Below are 21,084 nucleotides of genomic sequence, written 5' to 3' on the forward strand. Positions count from 1 at the left end.
TGGCAGGCATGCGCCCCGTTCATGCCTCCGCCACGCGCAGGGCGCGCACAATACGCACATGCCTGCTACCCCCACCGCTGGCGCTGCCGCCGCGAAGAAACCCAGCCTGCGCCAGCGCTTCAGGGCGATGCGCAACCTGCCACCGTTCCTGCGCATGGTCTGGAAGACCAGCCCCGCGCTCACCCTGGCCAGCCTTGGCCTGCGCCTGATCCGTGCGCTGCTGCCGGTGGCGATGCTCTACGTCGGCAAGCTGATCATCGACAGCGCCCTGCACCTGAGCCAGCACGACGCTGGCTTCCCGCCGCTGGGCGAAGCACTGTCCAGCGGCATACTGAATCCGCTGCTGGGCCTGCTGGCGCTGGAATTCGGCCTGGCCATCGCCTCGGATCTGCTCGGCCGGCTGGTCAGCTACGCCGATGCCCTGCTCTCGGAACTGTTCGCCAACGTCACCAGCATCCGGTTGATGGAACACGCGGCAACGCTGGATCTGGAGGACTTCGAGGACCCGGACCTGCAGGACAAGCTGGACCGTGCGCGACGCCAGACCATGGGCCGGATGAACCTGATGAGCCAGCTGTTCGGCCAGGTGCAGGACGCGATCACCGTGGCCAGCCTCGCCGTCGGCCTGCTGGTCTACGCGCCATGGCTGATCCTCCTGCTGGCGCTGGCACTGGTGCCGGCCTTCATCGGCGAATCGCACTTCAACGCGGCCGGCTACAGCCTCAACTTCCAGTGGACGCCCGAGCGCCGCCAGCTCGACTACCTGCGCCAGCTCGGTGCCAGCGTGGAAACGGCCAAGGAAGTGAAGATCTACAACCTGCACCGCTTCCTGGTGGAGCGCTACCGGCGCCTGTCGGTGGCGCTGTTCCAGGCCAACCGCGCCCTGGCCCGGCGCCGCGCGTTCTGGGGCACGCTGCTGGCCGCACTGGGCACACTGGGCTACTACACCGCCTACGCCTACATCGCCTGGCGCACGGTGCGCGGCGACTTTTCGATCGGCGACCTGACCTTCCTCGCCGGCAGCTTCCTGCGCCTGCGCCAGCTGCTGGAAGGCCTGCTGATCGGGTTCTCGCAGGTGGCCAGCCAGGCGCTGTACCTGGATGACCTGTTCTCGTTCTTCCAGATCCAGCCGGAAATCCACTCGCGCGAAGGTGCAGTGCGCGTGCCGCAGCCGATCCGCCAGGGCTTCGTGTTCGAGAACGTCGGCTTCCGCTACCCGGATGCCGAGCAATGGGCGGTGCGCCACCTTGATTTCCAGCTGCAGGCCGGCGAAGTACTGGCGCTGGTCGGTGAGAACGGCGCTGGCAAGACCACACTGGTGAAGCTGCTGGCGCGGCTGTACGAACCGGACGAGGGCCGCATCCTGCTCGATGGGCGCGACCTGCGCGACTACGACCTGGACGACCTGCGCGCCAATCTAGGGGTGATCTTCCAGGACTTCGTGCGCTACAACCTCAGCGCCGGCGAGAACATCGGCGTCGGCCAGGTCGAGGCGATGGACGACCAGGCGCGCATCGCCGACGCCGCACGGCGCGGAATGGCCGAGGAAGTGATCGACGACCTGCCCGGCGGCTACGACCAGCTGATCGGCCGCCGCTTCAAGCAGGGCGTGGACCTGTCCGGCGGCCAATGGCAGAAGATCGCCATCGCCCGCGCATGGATGCGCAATGCGCAGGTGATGATCCTGGATGAGCCAACGGCAGCGCTGGATGCGCGAAGTGAGTTCGAGGTGTTCCAGCGGTTCAGGGAACTGGCGGATAATCGCACCGCAGTGCTGATTTCCCACCGTTTCTCCTCGGTACGCATGGCCGATCGCATCCTGGTGCTGGCCGATGGCCGGATCGAGGCCAGCGGCACTCATGAGCAGCTGATGGCCCAGGGCGGCCGCTACGCCGAGCTGTTCGAGCTGCAGGCGGCCGGTTACCGCTGAGAACGCCTCTCGTTCCGCCTAATGAGAACCTGTCTCATTTGAGATAGAATCACCCCGACGACTTCCGATAGATACGCCCATGTCCTCCGCTTTTGGCGCCGAAACGGTGCTTGAGGTCCGTCATTGGACCGATGCCTACTTCAGTTTCACCCTCACCCGCGACAGCGGTTTCCGCTTCGAGAACGGCCAGTTCGTGATGATCGGCCTGGAAACCGAGGCGCGGCCGCTGCTGCGCGCGTATTCCATCGCCAGCGCCAACTGGGAAGAGCATCTGGAGTTCTTCAGCATCAAGGTGCAGGACGGCCCGCTGACCTCGCGCCTGCAGCACATCAAGCCGGGTGACAAGGTGCTGGTCGGCAAGAAGCCCACCGGCACCCTGCTGATCAGCGATCTGCACCCCGGCAAGAACCTGTACCTGCTGGGCACCGGCACCGGCATGGCGCCGTGGCTGTCGGTCATCAAGGACCCGGAAACCTACGAGCGCTTCGAGAAGGTGATCCTCTGCCACGGCGTGCGCTACGAGAAGGACCTGGCCTACCGCGATTACTTCGAGAAGGAACTGCGTGAGCACGAATTCCTGGGCGAGATGATCGGTGACAAGCTGCTGTACTACCCGGCCGTCACCCGCGAGCCGTTCGCCAACCAGGGCCGCCTGACCCAGCTGATGGAAAGCGGCGAGATGCAGCGCACCCTCGGCCTGCCCGAGCTGAGCCCGGAGAACGACCGCGCGATGATCTGCGGCAGCCCGCAGATGCTGGCCGACCTGCGCAGCGTGCTCGATGCCCGTGGCTTCCAGGTCTCGCCGCGTATCGGCCAGCCGGGCCACTACGTGTTCGAACGCGCCTTCGTCGAGAAATAAGCAAAAAGGGGACGGAGGGGATTAAGTCGTTTGTGCACAAACGACTTAATCCCCTCCGTCCCCTTTTCGGGTTCATCTCACAGCAGCGCTTCGATCTCGCCGCGCAGCTGCTCCGGCCTGGTGGTAGGCGCATGCCGCGACACCACCTGCCCCTGGCGGTCGACCAGGAACTTGCTGAAATTCCACTTGATGCGGGCGCTACCCAGCAGGCCGCGCTTCTCGCGTGACAGCCATGCCCACAACGGATCAGCCCCCTCGCCGTTGACCTCGATCTTCTCCGACAGCGGGAAGCTGACCGGGTAGTCCAGCGAACAGAACTGGCGGATCTGCGCGGCGTCGCCGGGCTCCTGTGCACCGAACTGGTTGCATGGGAACCCGATCACCACCAGGCCACGCTCGCGATACTCCTGCCACAGCTGTTCCAGCCCGGTGTACTGCGGGGTGAAGCCACAACGGCTGGCGACATTGACCAGCAGCAACGGGTGCCCCTGGTACCGGGCCAGGGCCTGCGGCTGGCCGTCGAGGTCGCGGAAGCTGAAGTCGTAGGCAGTGGTCATGGCAGCGGCCCGTGGGCGGTGAATGCATGTTACCCGCGCCCAGCCCCGGCAACATGCCTTTTGACACAAGTGCGGGCGCCGCCGGCCGGGTTACCCTCGGGCCCTTGTTTGCCTTACCGGAGTTCCTACCTTGACCACTCGCCTTGCCCTTGCCGTGGCCATGTCCCTCGGCCTTGCCCTGCCCGCCTTCTCGGCCGGCGCCGCCACCCCGGCTGCCAGCACCCATGCCCAGCAGGCCAATCCGTTCTTCGCCGAAAGCCCGCTGCCGCTGCATTTCCCGCAGTTCGACAAGATCAAGGACAGCGACTTCGCCCCGGCCTTCGACGCCGGCATGGCGCAGCAGCTGAAGGAAGTGGAGGCGATCGCCAACAACAAGGCCAAGCCGACCTTCGACAACACCATCATCGCCCTGGAAAAGAGCGGTGACATCCTCGACCGTGCGACCACCGTGTTCTTCAGCCTGGTCGGCGCCGATACCAACGACACCCGCAAGAAGCTGCAGGCCGACTACTCGGCGAAGTTCGCCGCGCACAGCGATGCGATCGCGCTGAACGGCAAGCTGTTCGCCCGCATCCAGGCGCTGTATGACTCCCGCAGCCAGCTGGGCCTGGACGCCGAAGGCGTGCGCCTGGTCGAGAAGTACTACGACAACTACGTGCGCGCCGGCGCCAAGCTGTCCGAGGCTGACAAGGCCACGCTGAAGGCGATGAACGCCGAGCTGGCCAACCTGGGCACCAAGTTCAGCCAGAACGTGCAGTCGGAAGTGAACGCTTCGGCGATCACCGTCGACGACGTCAAGGAGCTGGACGGCCTGTCCAAGGAGCAGATCGCTGCCGCCGCCGAAGCCGCCAAGGCCCGTGGCCTGGAAGGCAAGTACGTGATCACCCTGCTCAACACCACCGGCCAGCCGCCGCTGACCAACCTGGCCAACCGCGCCCTGCGCCAGAAGATCTACGAAGCCTCGACCACCCGCGGCAGCCGCGGCGGTGAGTTCGACAACACCGCGCTGGTCTCGCGCATCATGCAGCTGCGTGCCGACAAGGCCAAGCTGATGGGCTTCCCGAACTTCGCCGCCTACAACCTGACCAACCAGACCGCCAAGACCCCGGAAGCGGTCAACGCAATGCTGGGCAAGCTGGCTCCGGCCGCCGTGGCCAACGCCAAGCGCGAAGCCGCCGATCTGCAGGCGATGATCGACAAGGAACAGAAGGCCGCGCGCAAGCCGACCTTCCAGCTGGAACCGTGGGACTGGGCCTTCTACAGCGAGAAGGTGCGCCAGGCCAAGTACAACTTCGACGAGTCGCAGCTGAAGCCGTACTTCGAGATGAAGAACGTGCTGGAGAACGGCGTGTTCTACGCCGCCGGCCAGGAATTCGGCCTGACCTTCAAGCAGCGCACCGACCTGCCGGTCTACCACGATGACGTCACCGTCTACGACGTGTTCGACGCTGACGGCAGCCAGCTGGCGATCTTCATCTTCGACCCGTATGCACGCGCCTCCAAGCGTGGCGGTGCGTGGATGAACTCCTACGTCTCGCAGTCCAAGCTGACCGGCTTCAAGCCGGTGGTCGCCAACCACCTGAACATCCCGAAGCCGCCGGCCGGCCAGCCGACCCTGCTGACCTGGGATGAGGTGAACACCACCTTCCACGAGTTCGGCCACGCCCTGCACGGCATGTTCTCCAACGTGAAGTACCCGTACTTCTCGGGCACTTCGGTGCCGCGTGACTTCGTCGAGTTCCCCTCGCAGGTCAACGAAATGTGGTCGGATAATCCGGTCATCCTGAAGAACTACGCCAAGCACTACCAGAATGGTTCGGCGATGCCGCAGGCACTGCTGGACAAGGTGCTGGCAGCGGCCAAGTTCAACCAGGGCTTCGCCACCACCGAGTACCTGGGCGCGGCCATGCTTGATCAGCGCTGGCACCAGATCGGCGCCGACCAGGTGCCGGCCGCCAAGGACGTGATGGCCTTCGAGCGCGCCGCGCTGGAGAAGGACGGCATCTACTACGCGCCGGTTCCGCCGCGCTACAAGACCCCGTACTTCAGCCACATCATGGGCGGCTACTCGGCCGGCTACTACGCCTACATCTGGTCGGAAGTGCTCGACGCCAACACCCAGAAGTGGTTCAAGGACAACGGCGGCCTGAGCCGCAAGAACGGCGACCACTTCCGCGCCACCCTGCTGTCCAAGGGCGGCAGCGTGGATGCCATGCAGCTGTTCCGCGATTTCGCCGGCCACGAGCCGCAGATCGAACCGCTGCTGGAAAAGCGTGGCCTGACCGGCGCCGGCAACTGATCGCCCGCGCGGTAGCCTGAAACGAAAACCGCCCGGGAGACCGGGCGGTTTTTTGTTGGGGCATCCACGCATGGCGTGGATCTACTGGAGTGCGTCATGTGTGGATCGATGATGCCGGGGTTCGTGGCGCGGATGGATCGTGCCGACCAACGGTCGGCACCCACCAGTAGATCCACGCCATGCGTGGATGCTCTCCGGTCACCGCCGAAACAGTCGCTCCCACCACCGTCCTTTCGGCGTACCGGGCGTGGCAGCGGCAGTCGATGCGATATCCGGGTGCGCTGCCACGAACTCCGCCAGCTGTGCCGCCGCGGCCTCCGCATACAGCATCGCGCCATCCGGCGCGCAGTTCAGCAGATTGCTCAAGCTGGTCGATGCATTGAGATCCATCGGGTTCGGCTCGACCACCTCGCTGGCCTCCAGCAATCCGCATCCGCTGGCGATCGCGTAATCGACAACACGCCAGAAAACGACCAGGCGTCCATCGGAGAACAGCTCCTCCAGGCGCGCAGCCAGTGCGCTGTCCACTGCATGATCAGCGCGTAACTGCTTCAGCCGGGCATGCGTGATGAACACGCCACCACCATAGTTTTCACGTAGATGGTTGCCGGCGGCAGCATCCGCCCACTGCAACGGCACCAGTTGCCGCCAGTCCGCGAAATAGCGGGCGACCACCGGATCGTCGATGAAAAACGAAAGGGCGCTCCCGCGGAGATAGTGATACCGCCGAAGGTGGCCAGCCACGATCGCCAGGTACAAAGCGTGCCCCTTCTCGAAAGGCACTTCTGCGCTGATCGAGCGAGCCTCCTCGATGCGCTCCTGCAGCTGCTCCATGTAGAACGGCTCGATCTGGAACCGCTGCTGCAGCTCGGCGACCAGCGCGCCATCCTCCAGCGCACGGAAATAGATGTCACGGATCTCGGATTCCGCAATCGGATGATAGGTGATGTCCCAACCCATGCTGCGATGCCTTCAGTGAAGCGGTGATGCCGCTGGTCGACAAGTCTAGCGCCCACGTCACCCCAGCCAGGCACAGCGCCGACAACGCTCGCGCATGACGTCAAGCGATGTCGCTTCTTCCACGACCCGCACCATCGGTCGCGCAGGGCAGAAGTGCAGCCTCAACGTGGCGCCACGTACCCACCCGGCACGCCTTCCGGCGACAGCACCAGCTGCCACAGCTGCGCGTGCCGGCAACGGAAGGTGGCCATCGACCCGGCCAGGTAAAAGCGCCACATGCGCCGGAAGTGTTCGTCGTAGCGCGCATCCAGCCGCGGCCACGCCGCTTCCACGTTGCGCCGCCAGGCCTGCAGGGTCAGGTCGTAATCGGTGCCGAAGTTGTGCCAGTCCTCCAGCACGAAGCGGCCCTCGAACGCCTTGGTGATCTGCACCGCCGATGGCAGCATCGAGTTGGGAAAGATGTAGCGCGCGATCCACGGGTCGGTACGATGCCGCGAGATGTTGGTGCCGATGCTGTGCAGCAGCAGCAGGCCGCGCGGTGACAGGCAACGCCTGGCCACCTCGAAGAAGCTGGCGTAGTTTTTGTCGCCGACGTGCTCGAACATGCCGATCGAGAAGATCGCATCGAACGGCTCGTGCAGTTCGCGGTAGTCCTGCAGGCGGATCTCGATCGGCAGGCCGGCGCACAGTTCGCGGGCGAACTCGGCCTGCTCCTGCGAAATGGTCACGCCGACGCCACTGACACCGTAGCGCTCGGCGGCGAACTTCAGGGCTTCGCCCCAGCCACAGCCGATGTCCAGCACACGCTGCCCCGGGCGCAAGCCCAGCTTGCGGCAGACCAGGTCAAGCTTGGCTTCCTGCGCGGCGTCGAGATCGCCGGCATTGCGCCAGTAGCCACAGCTATAGACCAGGCGCTGGCCCAGCATGGCCTGGTAGAGATCATTGCCGAGGTCGTAGTGGCGGCGGCCCACCTCGTAGCTGCCCTGTCCCACCTGCAGGTTGAACAGGCGCGCCTTCAGTGCATCGGCCACTTCGCGCCAACCGTGCACCCGTTCGTCCAGGTGCGCCTGCATCAGGTGGACAAGGAATTCATCCAGGACGTTGGCATCCCACCAACCGTCCATGTAGCTCTCGCCGAGGCCAAGCGAGCCGTGCGCCATGACCCGCGCGAAGAAGCGCGGGTCATGAACCTGGATATCCTGTGGCTGGGAACCGCCGATGCGGACCCCGGCTTCCTGCAGCAGGCCGGCGACCCGCTCCTGCAACCCTGTATCCACGCCACCTCCTCGACTGCGGTCAACCGCGTGCGAACAGCTCCACGTAGTCCTTGGCCACGTGCGGCAACAGCACCGCCGCCGGTACATCGGCGGTCTGGGTGCCGTCCGAGTATGGACCCACCTGGTACGGCGGGAAAACAAAGCGCAGCGCGGTGATCTGCCCCTTGTCGTCGGTCAGCGGCTGGAACTGGCTGAAATTGTCGGCCTGCGGGCCGGTGCCGTCGGCAATCATGCGCGATGCGTTGCGCAGCGATTCCTGCAGCTGGGCCGGATCCATGTCCTCACCGCTGAGGCGGGTGGCCACGCGTTCACGCAGCTGGTCAGCGACGAAATTGCTGATCGCCTTCCAGCCCTTGGCATCGGCCACCAGCTTTTCGGCGCTGAGCATCTGCTGATGCTGCGGCAGCCACACGAATCGGGCCACCAGCGGTTCGCCATGGGCGCCACCGGTGTAGCGGCTGCCATCGGCACTGACCACCACCAGCTGCGGGGTTTCCAGCAGCTTCTCGAAGCTCAGCGACAGCTCGTACGGCATGGTCGGCTTGTCATTGCCCAGCCCGTCCAGCGCCTGTTGCAGGTCGCTGCGCGCACTCGTCGCATAGCTCTGCAGCGCGCGGGCCAGGCCCGGGTAGCGGTCGATGCCGGCCGGGTAGCTGATACCCACCACTTCGCGTTCGTTGTTCTCGATCACGTCGCGCAGGTCCAGCGGCGCTTCCGTGACCGGCGTTTCGCCTGCGGCGGTGGCCTCGGCGGCAGGCGCCGCGTCGGTCGCCGGTGCCGGCTCGCTCTCACGCTGGCAACCGGCCAGCAACAGCACGCTTACCACGCCGGCCAGCACGCTGCCGTGCAGTGGCCGGTTGTTTCCAATCTTCATCGGGATCCCCTGTTCATGTTTGTACATCATCGCCTGCCATGGCTGAAGCGTGACCCGCTGGCATTCAGCCAACGAGCAGGTCGTGGTACTCCTCATGTCGCTGCAGGAAGGCCTCGGCGTAGGAACACGCCGGCACCACCTTGTACTTCTGCTCACGGGCAAAACGCAGCGCCACACGGGTCAGCTCACCGGCGATGCCTCGGCCGGCAATCGGCTCGGGCACCTCGGTATGCGTGATGACCATGCGCCTGCGTTTGATCTGGTAGTCCAGCACCGCCAGCTGTCCGCGCACACGGGCGGTGAAGCGATGGTTGGCCAGGTCGTGTTCGACCTCGTAGGCCAGACCGGGGGGCGTGACCGAAGCCATGGAACTGTCTCCTGCGGCGACTGCGTGGATGGTGAGCAGCCGGGCGCCATGATCGCGTGAAGCCTGAACAGGGGCAAGTCCGTTCCATTCACGTCAGTTTGCGACCCTCAAGCTGGAGCGCTGGCGGCCGCTATCGCCTGTGAAGGGGTACGGCCAGGCTGGCACGGCCCTTGCGACCGTTGATCATGCGCACCACCGCGGAGGCTCCGATGCACCCCAGCGATTCCCATTCAGATACCGACCGCGCCCTGCTGGAGGGCCTGCTGCAACTGGCCGTGGAGGGGCAGACCCAGGACCAGGATTTCCAGCGCATCGGCGAAGAAGTGTTCGCCCGCCTGCTGGATACCTACGGTCAGCAGCCCACGCTCTGAAACAGCGGGGGCGGATCGCTGCCGATCCGCCCCGCTCCCGTCATCAACCGCCGCCGAGGCGGAAGGTCGGGTTGGAGAGTTCGCGCAGGAAGTGAGTGAAGATGCTCGGCTGCATGGCCAGCATGAAGATCACGCCGAACGCCGCGCCTGCCAGGTGCGCGCTGTGGTTGATGCGGTCACCGCCGCGCTTGTCCATCCAGATGCTGTAGCCGACGTAGAACGCGGCGTAGACGATGGCCGGCGCCGGGATGAAGAACACCAGGATGATCGACCACGGCTTGATCAGGATGAAGGCGAACAGCACCGCCGACACCGCACCGGACGCACCCAGGCTGAGGTAGTTCGGGTTCTTCTGGTTCTTCAGGTAGCTGGGCAGGATCGAGACCAGCAGCGCACCGATGTAGAACGCCGGGTAGGTCAGGTAGCTGCCGGTCAGCTGCACCATCACGCTCTCGATGAATCCCCCGAAGAAAAACAGGGTGATCATGTTGAAGATCAGGTGCGACCAGTCGGCGTGGATGAAGCCATAGGTCACCAGCCGGTCGTACTGGCGGTGACGGTCGATGGCCGGCGGCCACAGGATCAGGCGGTCGGCCAGCTTGCGGTTGTTGAACGCCATCCACGACAGGATGGCGGTGATGGCGATCAACAGCAGATTGACGGGGGTCATGTCAGGCTCAGGCGCTACGGTAGTTGTCGACCATACGATAGCGTTTCGCGTACCAACCGAAGGCCAACGCCGCGACGAAGGCGAAACCGGCGAAGAAGAACATCAGGAACGCCGCCTCGCTCAGGCCCGTACTGGCGATCTTGTGGGTCACCGCATCGTTGCGCACCGCCGCGTTGGACAGCAGCACCCACAGGTTGCCGATGGTGGTGGTCAGGTTCCAGAAGCTCATCACCACGCCCTTCATCGCCTGCGGCGCCTGGCTGTAGGCGAACTCCAGGCCGGTGGCCGAGACCAGCACCTCACCGAAGGTCAGCAGCGCATACGGCAGCATCTGCCAGAAGATCGACATGGCGTTGCCCCCGTCCATCACCACCTGGATGCCGCCGACCACGATCCAGGCCAGACCGCTGAAGGCGATGCCGGCGGTCATGCGGCGCAGCGCGGTCGGCTCGAAGCCGAAGCGGCGCAGGGCCGGGTACAGCACCAGGTTGTTGAACGGAATCAGGATCATCACCAGCAGCGGGTTCAGTGCCTGCATCTGCGAGGCGGTGAACCAGCTCGGCATCTGCATCTGCTGGCCCTGCAGGACCCAGGTCGAGGCCTTCTGGTCGAACAGCGAGAAAAACGGCGTGGTCAGCGCGAAGATCACCAGCACCCGCAGCACCGAGCGCACGCCTTCGACGGCTTCGGCCGGATGCTGGCCACGGGCGCGATCGAGCTGCAGCCAGGTGCCACCGCCGATACCGGCCAGGATCGATACCAGCGCCAGGCACAGGCAGATGACAATGCCCAACGAGCCAACCAGGCCGAACGAGGCCACTGCCAGCACCAGGCCGAGCACGGCGATCACCAGGCCCGGACGGCCCTGGCCGGCCACGCGCGTGGTCAGTGCGGTACGCACCACGTTGGCGAACGAATGCGGATCCTTCGGCGGCAGCGGCACCAGCACGTAGCGCTTGCGGCCCAGCCAGAACACGAAGGTGGCGATGAACATCAGGATGCCCGGGATGCCGAACGCCCACTGCGGGCCCCAGTTCTTCAGCACCAGCGGGATCAGCAGCGAGGCGAACAGCGAGCCGAAGTTGATGATCCAGTAGAAGGCGTCGAAGACGATCTTGGCCAGGTGCTTGTTGCTCTGGTCGAACTGGTCGCCCATGAACGAGGCCACCAGCGGCTTGATGCCACCGGCACCGAGCGCGATCAGGCCCAGGCCGAGGAAGAAGCCCTCGCGGCTGTTCTCGAACAGCGCCAGGCACAGGTGGCCGGCACAGTAGACCAGGCTGAACCAGAGAATGGTGTGGTACTTGCCGAAGAACCTGTCGGCCAGCCAGCCTCCGAGCAGCGGGAAGAAATACACGCCGATCATGAAGCTGTGCATGATGTCCTTGGCTTCACCGGCACGGCCTTCCGCAGTGATTTCCTGCAGCAGCAGCGAGGTGATCAGGAACTGCACCAGGATGTTGCGCATCCCGTAGAAACTGAACCGCTCGCAGGCCTCATTGCCGATGATGTACGGGATCTGGCGCGGCATCTTTCCCTGGCCGGCGATGGGGGCAACTGCGTCGTGGCTCATCCTGTAAGGCAATCCTGCAAAGCGAAAGGCGCAAGATTACCGGAAGCAGGGCTTGCGAAGCACGCTGCAGGGCTGCATGACAACGGTGCCAATCCATGGCAGGCAGCGACACTCCGTGTCGGAAGTCACGGCACCTGCACGACAAAAGCGTAAACTTATCGTTATGTGCCCCCTCGCCCCCGCCCGTCTCCTGCTCAGTTGCCTGGTGCTGCTGATGGCGTTGCAGGCACAGGCGCGGCCGCAGGCAACGGCCGCCACTGCCAGTGACAACGAGCCCCGGCAACTGACCGTGGCCGCGCTGGAACTGCCCAGCCGCGATGACGCGCAATGGAAGTTGCGCCGTGAGCAGGTCGCACAGTTGCTGACCGACCTGCAGCCGGACGTGATCTCGGTGCAGCAGGTGCTGCAGCAGCGGGGCCGCAATCCGGCCTGCTGGCTGGCCAGCCGGCTGCGCTACAGCTGCGACTTCGTTACCGCCGATCCGCCCAGCCAGCCGTTGCGGCATGGCAACGCGATGCTGACCCGGCTGCCGGTCAGCGAGGATGGCGTGACCCTGCTGCACCCACCCGGCACCTTCAGCGCCGCCGGCATGATGCGGCTGAAGCTGGGCGAGGCACTGGTCAACATCTATGTGGCACGGCTGCGCCCGGACCCGGACGAGGCCACCGCCCGCCAGCATCAGACCAGCGACCTGATGACCTGGGTCGGCGCCACCGCCGAGGGCATGCCCAGCCTGATTGCTGGCGATTTCTCGGCCAACACGGTGGAACTGGTGCGCAGCACGCCGGGTTTCCAGCCGGCCCGGCGCAATCCCGGCGGCCGCGCCGAAGCGCCGGCGGCCAGTGGCGGTGGCAGCAGCGGCCACGGCCTGGATGTGCTGTTCCAGGTCAAGCACTTCGGCGGCATCCGCCAGCAGCCGATCCTGCTGCCAGCCGACGGCGACCTGCCCGGCCTGCGCCTGGGCGTGATGGCGACCCTGCGCCTGCAGGGTGATACGGCCACGGCCGAATAGGTAGTGCCGGCCGCTGGCCGGCTCCTCGGGTACCACACGATTGCCGGCCAGCGGCCGGCACTACCGAATGACTCCTGCAACAGAAAAGGCCGGGGTCTCCCCCGGCCTTCTCAGTTCATCCCGTTACCGCGATCAGGCGATCGCTTCCTGGTAACGGCGCTCGACTTCGTTCCAGTCGATGACGTTGAAGAACGCGCCGATGTACTCCGGACGACGGTTCTGGTACTTCAGGTAGTACGCGTGTTCCCACACGTCCAGGCCGAGGATGGGGGTGTTGCCTTCCATCAGCGGGCTGTCCTGGTTGCCGGTGCTCTCGACCACAACCTTCTTGTCCGGGGTCACGCTCAGCCACGCCCAGCCACTGCCGAAACGGGTCAGCGCCGCCTTGGTGAAGGCGTCCTTGAACTTGTCGAAGCCGCCCAGGTCCTTGTCGATGGCCTTGGCCACGTCGCCCACCGGGTTGCCGCCAGCATTCGGAGCCATCACGGTCCAGAACAGCGAGTGGTTGGCATGGCCGCCACCATTGTTGCGCACCGGACCCTGCAGGTTCTCCGGCAGCGACTTGAGCTTCTTCACCAGTTCTTCGACCGGCAGGTCAGCGTACTCGGTGCCTTCCAGCGCCGCGTTGACGTTGTTGATGTAGGTCTGGTGATGCTTGGTGTGATGGATTTCCATCGTCGCCGCATCGATATGCGGTTCCAGCGCGTCGTAGGCGTAGGACAGCTTGGGCAGGGTATAGGCCATGATGCATCTCCTGATTGCGAGGGCACCCGACGGTGTCGGGCGTTGCGCGGTGAATGATGGGGACAGACCGCCAGATTACCAAGGGGGATGTAAAGGAAATTGCGTCCTGCCAGTGAGCATGACGGCAATTGTTACGCAGCAGTGACGCGACGGCGTCCTCATGCACCGTGCAGCGCACAGGCGCTACAGTGCCCGCACCACCCTCGCCCGCCCTGCCCATGCGCAACCCCCGGCTGCTGATCACCGCCATCGCCCTGCTGCTGCTCGGCCTGGTCGCCAACCATTTCATGCAGCGCCCGCCGACGCCGCAGTTCGCGCCGGACCTGCAGGGTGCGCCTGCCGCGCGCGCGCCGGCCACGGCCGCAATCGGTAACGACAACGGCCTGCCCGCGTTCCTACCCGCCGAAGCCCGGCAGACCATCGCCCTGATCCAGCGTGGCGGCCCGTTCCCGCACCGCCAGGACGGCAGCACCTTCGGCAACCGCGAACAGCAGCTGCCGCAGCGCCCGCGCGGCTACTACCGCGAATACACCGTCGACACCCCCGGTGCGCGTACCCGCGGCACGCGCCGCATCGTCACCGGTGGCGATCCGCCGGAGGCGTGGTACTACACCGACGACCACTACGCATCGTTCCGCAGCTTCACCGTACCGGCCCAGGGAGCGCAGTGATGAGCCACGATGATTTCGGCCTCGGCCTGCATGACATCAACAATGCCGGCGTTTACGCCATCGACAGCGACGACATCGGCGCACTGGCCGCGGCGATGCGCGATGCCGGGCTGAAGGTGATCCGCATCGACCTGGAAGGCGTGGCCGACAAGCGCACCCTGCTGGCCCGGCTGGCCGCGCAACTGGATTTCCCTGCCGGTTTCGGCGGCAACTGGGATGCACTGTCGGACAACCTGCGCGACCTGCAGTGGCTGCCGGCCAACGGCTACGCGCTGTTCCTGGCCGACGTGGATACGTTGCGCGCCTCCACGCAGAAGGATTTCGATACTCTGCTGGACGTGATGGACGAAGCCAGCCGCGACTGGGTCGGCCGTGACGTACCGTTCTGGGTGTTCCTGTCGCAGAGCGCGTGAGGTCGATGCCCTGGTAGATGCCGACCTTGGTCGGCGCACGTGCTCCGGTAGATGCCGACCTTGGTCGGCGCACGTGCTCCGGTAGATGCCGACCTTGGTCGGCGCTTCTGTGCCAACCAAGGTTGGCACCTACCAAAGCGCGGGCCGGCCAGCAGGTCGGCCGAGACGTGCCGTTCTGGGTGTTTCTGTCGCAGAGCGCGTGAGGTCGATGCCCTGGTAGATGCCGACCTTGGTCGGCGCTTCTGTGCCAACCAAGGTTGGCACCTACCAAAGTGCGAGCCGGCCAGTGGGTTGGCGGAGACGTGCCGTTCTGGGTGTTTCTGTCGCAGAGCGCGTGAGGTCACCACCCAGGTAGAGGCCGCCCCTGGTCGGCGCACGTGCATCCGGTAGATGCCGACCTTGGTCGGCGCTTCTGTGCCAACCAAGGTTGGCACCTACCCAAGCGCGCCAGCATGGCCGTCACATCCCGCGATGGGTCCATCGAAAAGCCCCCTTGTTGTTCAAGGGGGCGCGCCAACGGCGCGGGGACAAGGAAACATGTGTGGACAACGGGAGCCGTTAGCGGCTCCCGTTATCTTCCTGCAGCTCTTTCTTGAACGGGATGTCCGGCGGCGGTCGTGCCACCGCCGGCTGGTCCTGCATGTTGGGGTTGGTCAGGCCACAGCCACCACCGGCCTGCAGGATCGAGATCACGCAGGAGATCTTCGTGCTGGTACCCGGCAATGGAATCTCCATCGCCTTGACGCCCTTGCGCACCCATTCGGCCAGCAGCGATTCCTGCGGCACCCAGTACTTGTCGAACGACGTGGGCGTGTAGTCGTACGGCGGTCGCTTCAGCCAGGTGCCCGATTGCGCGATGCGTTCCTTGCTCCAGCCGTCGTTGGCGCCACCTGGCGCACCGCGCTCGGCACGCCCCTCGCCTTCCTGGCCCGGCACGCGGACGCTGCCATCGGCATTGAACAGGCCACTGCCCTTGCCGCTGGTACTGGCCTGGCGGGCGCCCTTGTCGGCGCCGTCCTGGTTGCGGCTCGATGCCCCCCAGTCATCGCCCTTGGCGGGCGTGGCCCAGTTGCCCGGATTGGGGGCCGGGCGCGCTCCGGCCTGGGCCGGGGTCGTGCTGGATGCAGCAGGCCGCGCGGCGCTGCTGCTCGCCTGCGTCGCGCTGCCATTGGCCGCCGGCGCGGGCGTTGCCACGGGTGCATTGCCACTGGAAGACGAAGGGGCTGCCACCGGTGCCGAGGCTACTTCGCGCTCGCGCACCTGTACGTCACGACCCGCCGGCGCATGCACTGCCGGTTCGCGACCGGCGACGGTCGCCATCCGCACCTGCGGATCGACCACCGCCTGCACTTCACGCTCGCGCACCTGTACGTCGCGCTGCGGCACGCGCACCTGCACATCGGCCGTGCGCAGTGGCTGCGACACCGCCGGTGCATCGACCGTACTGACTTCGCGCTCCTGCACCGGGATGTCACGCAGCTGCGGCGTCCGCACCGCGATCTGCGGCGCACGCATCGCGGTTGGGGTTGGCGGCGCCTGCACCGGCTGCACGCTGCGCTCGCGCACCGTGGGCGTGGTGTCACGCGGCACGATGCTGACCTCGGTGCGCGGCACGCTGACCGGCGGCACCACGAAATCCGTGCTGGCCTGCGCCACTTCGGTGGCCTGCACCGGCGACGGTGGCGGGGCCGCAAGCGGGGCCGGCTCGGCTTCGGCCGGCGGCGACGGCGCGCTGGCTGCCGGTGCTGGAGCCGGTGCAGGCGCAGGCGCCGACGCGGCCACAGGACGCGGCTCAGGTGCAGTCGCGGCCCCTGCTGCCTGGCCGGCGGCAACCTGGCCGGCCGGTGCAGCCGCAGCCGCCTCGGCACCCGGCTGATCGCCTCCGCCCTCCTGCGAGGCGCGGCCGACGAATTCCACCTGCATGCGCTCGCCTTCGGCGCCCTCTGCTTCCGGTGCCGTGGTGCGGATCACCGCAACCCACAGCAGCAGCATGAAGAACAGCAGGTGCAGCAGCGCGCTGGCCAACGCCGAGGTCCAGCGCATCCAGCGCTGATCGCGCGGCGCAGCGTCCCAGTCCTGCCAGAACAACCGGCGCAGCGCCTGCCACGGCGACAGCCGGGGTGATTGGCCCGGCGGTCCAGGCAGCGGGCGCGGCAGCAATACCGCAATCACTTCGCGGGCGTGGAACGGCCGCGGCAGCGGGCCCAGCGAGCGCAGCCACAGCGCCCAGCCATAGGGCAGGCGCGTGGACTTCTCGAGGACGGCGCGTGGCTGCTGGCGGGCCAGCAGCAGTTCGATGAGTTGCTCGGCCCGGGTCAGAGGCACGCGTCAGCGGTCAGGCGACGTTGCCGCGCGGGATATACGGCGCGTGGCCGCTGTCATGGTCGGTCGCGTCGCGCACGGCGGTCACGCCCGGCACGCGGCCCATCAGGGTCTTCTCGATGCCCTGCTTGAGCGTCACGTCGGCCATGCCACAGCCCTGGCAGCCACCACCGAAGCGAAGCAGCACCACGCCGTCGGACGAGACTTCCTGCACGGCCACCTTGCCGCCATGCGAGGCCAGCTGCGGATTGACTTCGTTTTCCACCACCCAGTGCACGCGCTCGACCAGCGAAGCGGCATCGCCGGGGGCCTCGCCCTTGATGCGCGGCGCCTTGATGGTCAACTGCTGGGTACCGGCGGTGCCGGCGACGATGTCGATCTCGGCGCCATCGAGCCAGCCGACGCTGCTCGCATCGACGTAGAGGGTGAAGCCATCGCAGTCCACCGCCCACTCGTCACCGAGCAGGTCGGTCGGTTCGGCGAACTCCAGCCGGGCATCGGCGCGCGGGGTGCCGGGCTCGACCGCACTCAAGCGCACGCCCATGCCGGGCACGCCCTCGCGTTCGATCAGCTTGCGGAAATGGGTCTGGGCAGTGTCGGAGATCTGGATCATCAGGCTATTCTAGCCAAGTAAGCGTCAACCGCTCATTCGGTTTATACACCGTCCGGCGCATTGTTCAGTCAACACGAGGTGGAGATTCCCATGGCCGACCTGATTCCACTGGCCCAGGCCCGTTGCGTGCCGCGCAAAGGCAGCGATCACAAGCTTGGCGAAGCCCGCCTGGCCGAACTGCTGCCGCAGATTCCCGGCTGGGAGCTGAGCGAGGGCGGCCAGGCCCTGTCGCGCACCTTCCGCTTCAAGGACTACTACGCCACCATGGCCTTCGTGAACGCGCTGGCCTGGATCGCCCATCGCGAGGACCACCATCCGGACCTGGGCGTGCACTACGATCGCGCGGTCGTGCGCTTCTCCACCCACGATGTGGGCGGCCTGAGCGAGAACGACTTCATCTGTGCGGCGAAGACTTCGGCCCTGACGGAGCAACTGCCATGAACGTACGTTTGCTGAGCCTGTCCCTGATCGCTGCGACCGGCCTGGCCGGCTGTGGCGCGTCCGAACCAGCGGCACCACCACCGCCGCCGCCCACCGAAGTGGCTGCGGTGAAGACACCGCCGCCGCAGTACCCGCTTGAGCTGGCCTGCATGGGTGTGGGCGGCACCAGCACCTTCAAGGTGACCATCGGCACCGATGGCAAGCCGAGCGAAGTGGCTCTGCTGACCGGCGCCGGCAACCCCCAGCTGGACGAGCTGGCCAGGACCGCCGTACAGGGCTGGCAGTTCAATGCCGCCACCCGCAACGGCCAGCCGGTGCCGGCCACGATCCAGGTGCCGGTGAGCTTCAACCCGCCGCAGCCGAAGCCGGACCAGTGCTTCGCCATCGAAGAACGCCTGCGCCGCGGCGGCTGATCGCGCGCGCCCCGACGAGGCCAGCCGACGCCCGCCTCGCCCTCCCCGCCCCGGGTTCATCCGGGGCGGTTGTCTGTTGACCAGGACCGCGTCGGTACATGCTGCAGATTCCCCCCGAAAATGTCTGGATCGCACTGGCGGTCACCCTCGCGGCCGGCCTGGCCACCGCCATCGGCAGCCTGCTGGTGCTGTTCTCGCGCCGCCCCAACCCGCGCCTGCTGGCCTTTGGCCTGGCCTTCGCCGGCGGCGCGATGGTCTATGTGTCGCTGTCGGAGATCCTCAACAAGTCCATTGCCTCGTTCGCACTGGCCTATGGCGAGCGCACCGGCTTCACCTACGGCACTCTGGCCTTCCTGCTGGGCGTGATCGTGATCGTGCTGATCGACCACTTCATCCCCAACCCGCATGACAGCCTGGACAAGCAGGACCCGGCGTTCCGCGAGAACAGCCGCGAGTACCTGAAGCGGGTTGCCCTGCTGACCTCGATCGCGATCACCGCGCACAACTTCCCGGAAGGGTTGGCAACCTTCTTTGCCACGCTGGAGAGTCCGTCGGTCGGCATGCCGCTGGCCTTCGCCATCGCCATCCACAACATTCCCGAGGGCATCGCCATTGCGGTGCCGGTGTACTTCGCCACCCAGAACAAGTTCTACGCGTTCAGTGCCAGCCTTCTGTCCGGCCTGGCCGAACCGGTGGGTGCGGCGCTGGGCTACTGGCTGCTGTCCGGATCACTGTCGCACGCCACCTTCGGCTGGGTGTTCGGGCTGATCGCCGGCGTGATGGTGTTCCTGGCGCTGGATGAACTGCTGCCGGCGGCCAAGCGCTATGCCAAGGGCCACGAGACGGTTTACGGGCTGGTGGCAGGCATGGGCACGCTGGCGATCAGCCTGGTGCTGTTCAAGTGGTGAGGGGTTTGCGGCCAACGGGCTGAGCCCCCTCGCGGCTGGTAGGTCCCGCAGCATCGAGAGGTCACGGGCGGGGGCGGCTTGCAGGGGACGCCGTGAATCCATCCATGGAGGCTTGGCCGCCGCATCCATGCGGCGGACACCCCTGCAAGCCGCCCCCGCCCGTGCCCCGTCATTTTTCTGTGCGTGCCAGCCACGCGATGAAAGAATAAGAAAGCGAAGCCCGCGCTGCGCGCGCGAGTCGAGCGTCGCTCGACTCTACAAAGGCTACGTGCGGATATGGGTCTACGCTGCGGCTGTCTGGTCCGCCTTGTAGCTAGCCGAGCACCGCAGGTCCGGCGAGGGTGAAGAGGCGCGGGTGTCTGAGCGCAGCGAGTTCCGCGCCGCCCCTCGGCGGACCGAGGAGCGCAGGGCACCGGCGCGCAGCGCCGGCTCGCGGATGGCGGCGTGTTTCTTTGGTTACTTTCTTTGCACGAGCAAAGAAAGTGACAAGCCCACTCATCGCAGGGAAGCGACGGCGCCGACCAAGCACCCGGCGCCGCCGAACCGCCGTCAGCGCAGCCGGTCCAGCGCCTCGACCAACTCATCGGCCAGCGGCGCGTTCAGCACGTACGGGCTCTTGCCGTCGTCCAGCGCGAACTCCAGCGAGGCCGCGTGCAGGAACAGACGCTTCAGCCCGATCTGCTCACGAAGCCGCTTGTTGACCGCAGGATCGCCGTATTTGTCGTCACCGGCCACCGGATGCCCCAGATGCTGGGCATGCACGCGGATCTGGTGGGTACGGCCGGTCTCGATGCGGACTTCGCAGTAGGAATGACCACCGCGACGCTCCAGCACACGGAAGTGGCTGATCGATTCCTTGCCGATCGCATTGACCTGCACATGGCGCTCGCCGCCCTGGCGCAGGCCCACGTGCAGCGGCGCATCGACCGTCATCACGCCGTCCGGCATGCGCCCGGCCAGCAGGGTCAGGTAGCGCTTGCGGATGCCGGCGCCGTGATCTTCACGCAGCAGCGCCTGCAGTTCGCTCAGCGCGGAGCGCTTCTTGGCCACGATCAGCAGGCCCGAGGTGTCTCGATCCAACCGGTGGACCAGCTCGAGGGTCTGGCCCGGGCGCAGGGCCCGCAGGGTCTCGATGGCACCGAAACTGATGCCGCTGCCGCCATGGCTGGCCACGCCAGTGGGCTTGTTCAGGGCCAGCAGGCGGGCATCCTCGAAGACGATGGCCTGCTCCAGGCGGCGCATGAACGCCTCCGGCGGACCGGCCTTGTCTCCCTCTTCGGTGAGACGGACCGGCGGCACGCGCACCTCATCACCCGCCTCGAGCTTGCGTTCGGCCTTGGCGCGGCCACCATTCACCCGTACCTGGCCGCTGCGCACCAGCTTGTAGACCAGGCTGCGCGGGGCACCCTTCAGCTGGCCGAGCAGGAAGTTGTCCAGGCGCTGGCCGGCACGGTCGGCGGGAACGGTGATCATGCGCACGGAAGGCTTGTCGCCAGCGGGTTTGGTGGGGTCTTGGGCAGTCATCAGGCTGTTTATTCTGTTACACTCGGGGGGCGAGATAAGGGATTGATTTCGTTGGAAGTTACTCAGGGCCAGAAGCCCAGCTTCCGACGAATCCGGCACAGTGCGCGACCACCGCCCGCGGGGCGGCCATGTTAGCGGCTCACCGGCCTTCCCGGCCATCGCCGGATGCCTGACACGCAACCGTGCTGAACATGTCCCGCGTGGCGCTCCAGCCTGGCTGACAGCTGCCTGCGGCCTGTAACACCCCAAAACCCATAAGAGTGAAGCGCTCCCGCGGCCTGCCGTG

The 21,084-nt window shown here is 66.2% G+C and carries 21 protein-coding genes; 10 read left to right on the forward strand and 11 right to left on the reverse strand.

All coding sequences use genetic code 11. The annotated features are described in order from the left end of the window. The first annotated feature begins 58 nt into the window (after positions 1 to 58). Complete coding sequence (locus ACMZ91_RS14790) at positions 59 to 1,930, forward strand: ABC transporter ATP-binding protein (protein ID WP_049460581.1); 1,872 nt, start codon at positions 59 to 61, stop codon at positions 1,928 to 1,930. A 79-nt stretch (positions 1,931 to 2,009) separates the two neighbouring features. Further along, a complete protein-coding gene (locus ACMZ91_RS14795) occupies positions 2,010 to 2,789 on the forward strand; it encodes a ferredoxin--NADP reductase (protein ID WP_046984352.1) in 780 nt (259 codons plus the stop codon). A 77-nt stretch (positions 2,790 to 2,866) separates the two neighbouring features. On the opposite strand, the gene ACMZ91_RS14800 is transcribed toward ACMZ91_RS14795, so the two are convergent. Beyond that, entirely contained in the window at positions 2,867 to 3,346 is a 480-nt protein-coding gene (locus tag ACMZ91_RS14800; RefSeq protein WP_012511597.1) for a glutathione peroxidase, read from the reverse strand. A gap of 130 nt (positions 3,347 to 3,476) precedes the next feature. On the opposite strand from ACMZ91_RS14800, the gene ACMZ91_RS14805 reads away from it, so the two are divergent. Beyond that, positions 3,477 to 5,645 (forward strand): M3 family metallopeptidase, encoded by a 2,169-nt coding sequence (locus ACMZ91_RS14805; protein WP_414578528.1) that lies wholly within the window; start codon positions 3,477 to 3,479, stop codon positions 5,643 to 5,645. A gap of 198 nt (positions 5,646 to 5,843) precedes the next feature. Here ACMZ91_RS14805 and ACMZ91_RS14810 read toward each other — a convergent pair whose 3' ends face one another. The 4 genes from ACMZ91_RS14810 to ACMZ91_RS14825 all read right to left on the reverse strand — a co-directional run bounded on the left by ACMZ91_RS14810 (position 5,844) and on the right by ACMZ91_RS14825 (position 9,123). After that, a complete protein-coding gene (locus tag ACMZ91_RS14810) occupies positions 5,844 to 6,605 on the reverse strand; it encodes a hypothetical protein (RefSeq protein ID WP_049462195.1) in 762 nt (253 codons plus the stop codon). A gap of 161 nt (positions 6,606 to 6,766) precedes the next feature. Continuing rightward, positions 6,767 to 7,882, reverse strand: a complete 1,116-nt coding sequence (gene cfa, locus ACMZ91_RS14815) for a cyclopropane fatty acyl phospholipid synthase (protein ID WP_049398775.1) — start codon at positions 7,880 to 7,882, stop codon at positions 6,767 to 6,769. A gap of 19 nt (positions 7,883 to 7,901) precedes the next feature. Next, complete coding sequence (locus ACMZ91_RS14820; RefSeq protein ID WP_049462196.1) at positions 7,902 to 8,783, reverse strand: DUF3298 and DUF4163 domain-containing protein; 882 nt, start codon at positions 8,781 to 8,783, stop codon at positions 7,902 to 7,904. 37 nt (positions 8,784 to 8,820) lie between these two features. Next, a complete protein-coding gene (locus ACMZ91_RS14825; RefSeq protein WP_006455911.1) occupies positions 8,821 to 9,123 on the reverse strand; it encodes a GNAT family N-acetyltransferase in 303 nt (100 codons plus the stop codon). Between the two features lie 209 nt (positions 9,124 to 9,332). Here ACMZ91_RS14825 and ACMZ91_RS14830 point away from each other — a divergent pair, with 209 nt between their 5' ends. Then, positions 9,333 to 9,494, forward strand: a complete 162-nt coding sequence (locus tag ACMZ91_RS14830; RefSeq protein ID WP_165929939.1) for a hypothetical protein — start codon at positions 9,333 to 9,335, stop codon at positions 9,492 to 9,494. Between the two features lie 43 nt (positions 9,495 to 9,537). Here ACMZ91_RS14830 and ACMZ91_RS14835 read toward each other — a convergent pair whose 3' ends face one another. Together ACMZ91_RS14835 and ACMZ91_RS14840 are read right to left on the reverse strand one after the other, a co-directional pair. Further along, the gene (locus tag ACMZ91_RS14835) at positions 9,538 to 10,164 is read right to left on the reverse strand and encodes a rhomboid family intramembrane serine protease (protein ID WP_010486760.1); all 627 of its coding nucleotides are present in this window, start codon (positions 10,162 to 10,164) and stop codon (positions 9,538 to 9,540) included. Between the two features lie 7 nt (positions 10,165 to 10,171). Further along, positions 10,172 to 11,737: a POT-type proton-dependent oligopeptide transporter gene (locus tag ACMZ91_RS14840; protein WP_032129657.1), complete on the reverse strand. Its 1,566-nt coding sequence runs from the start codon at positions 11,735 to 11,737 to the stop codon at positions 10,172 to 10,174. A 163-nt stretch (positions 11,738 to 11,900) separates the two neighbouring features. Here ACMZ91_RS14840 and ACMZ91_RS14845 point away from each other — a divergent pair, with 163 nt between their 5' ends. Beyond that, entirely contained in the window at positions 11,901 to 12,749 is an 849-nt protein-coding gene (locus ACMZ91_RS14845; RefSeq protein WP_414578531.1) for an endonuclease/exonuclease/phosphatase family protein, read from the forward strand. Between the two features lie 132 nt (positions 12,750 to 12,881). Here ACMZ91_RS14845 and ACMZ91_RS14850 read toward each other — a convergent pair whose 3' ends face one another. Next, positions 12,882 to 13,493, reverse strand: coding sequence for a superoxide dismutase (locus ACMZ91_RS14850; RefSeq protein ID WP_005410310.1), 612 nt, complete (start codon positions 13,491 to 13,493; stop codon positions 12,882 to 12,884). Between the two features lie 218 nt (positions 13,494 to 13,711). On the opposite strand from ACMZ91_RS14850, the gene ACMZ91_RS14855 reads away from it, so the two are divergent. Further along, positions 13,712 to 14,164 (forward strand): guanyl-specific ribonuclease, encoded by a 453-nt coding sequence (locus ACMZ91_RS14855; RefSeq protein WP_414578533.1) that lies wholly within the window; start codon positions 13,712 to 13,714, stop codon positions 14,162 to 14,164. Further along, entirely contained in the window at positions 14,164 to 14,577 is a 414-nt protein-coding gene (locus ACMZ91_RS14860) for a barstar family protein (RefSeq protein WP_032129660.1), read from the forward strand. The genes ACMZ91_RS14855 and ACMZ91_RS14860 overlap by 1 nt, the downstream gene beginning before the upstream one ends. A gap of 558 nt (positions 14,578 to 15,135) precedes the next feature. On the opposite strand, the gene ACMZ91_RS14865 is transcribed toward ACMZ91_RS14860, so the two are convergent. Then, positions 15,136 to 16,902: a hypothetical protein gene (locus ACMZ91_RS14865; RefSeq protein WP_414578569.1), complete on the reverse strand. Its 1,767-nt coding sequence runs from the start codon at positions 16,900 to 16,902 to the stop codon at positions 15,136 to 15,138. Positions 16,903 to 16,912: 10 nt separating this feature from the next. Further along, positions 16,913 to 17,512 carry an NfuA family Fe-S biogenesis protein gene (locus ACMZ91_RS14870; RefSeq protein WP_032129662.1) on the reverse strand — a complete coding sequence of 200 codons (600 nt, stop codon included), beginning with the start codon at positions 17,510 to 17,512 and terminating at the stop codon, positions 16,913 to 16,915. Positions 17,513 to 17,602: 90 nt separating this feature from the next. On the opposite strand from ACMZ91_RS14870, the gene ACMZ91_RS14875 reads away from it, so the two are divergent. From ACMZ91_RS14875 to zupT, 3 genes are all read left to right on the forward strand, one after another. After that, positions 17,603 to 17,953: a 4a-hydroxytetrahydrobiopterin dehydratase gene (locus ACMZ91_RS14875; protein WP_006456031.1), complete on the forward strand. Its 351-nt coding sequence runs from the start codon at positions 17,603 to 17,605 to the stop codon at positions 17,951 to 17,953. Continuing rightward, on the forward strand, positions 17,950 to 18,366 hold the full coding sequence (locus ACMZ91_RS14880) for an energy transducer TonB (RefSeq protein ID WP_032129663.1): 417 nt from the start codon (positions 17,950 to 17,952) through the stop codon (positions 18,364 to 18,366). Before ACMZ91_RS14875 ends, ACMZ91_RS14880 begins: the two co-directional genes overlap by 4 nt. A gap of 98 nt (positions 18,367 to 18,464) precedes the next feature. Continuing rightward, positions 18,465 to 19,274 (forward strand): zinc transporter ZupT, encoded by an 810-nt coding sequence (gene zupT / locus ACMZ91_RS14885; protein WP_006456115.1) that lies wholly within the window; start codon positions 18,465 to 18,467, stop codon positions 19,272 to 19,274. Between the two features lie 549 nt (positions 19,275 to 19,823). Here the strand turns inward: zupT and ACMZ91_RS14890 are convergent. Continuing rightward, positions 19,824 to 20,798 carry an RluA family pseudouridine synthase gene (locus ACMZ91_RS14890; RefSeq protein WP_049401092.1) on the reverse strand — a complete coding sequence of 325 codons (975 nt, stop codon included), beginning with the start codon at positions 20,796 to 20,798 and terminating at the stop codon, positions 19,824 to 19,826. Positions 20,799 to 21,084: the final 286 nt, after the last annotated feature.

Source organism: Stenotrophomonas sp. FR024 (assembly GCF_047500745.2).
Classification (GTDB): Bacteria; Pseudomonadota; Gammaproteobacteria; order Xanthomonadales; family Xanthomonadaceae; genus Stenotrophomonas; species Stenotrophomonas maltophilia_A.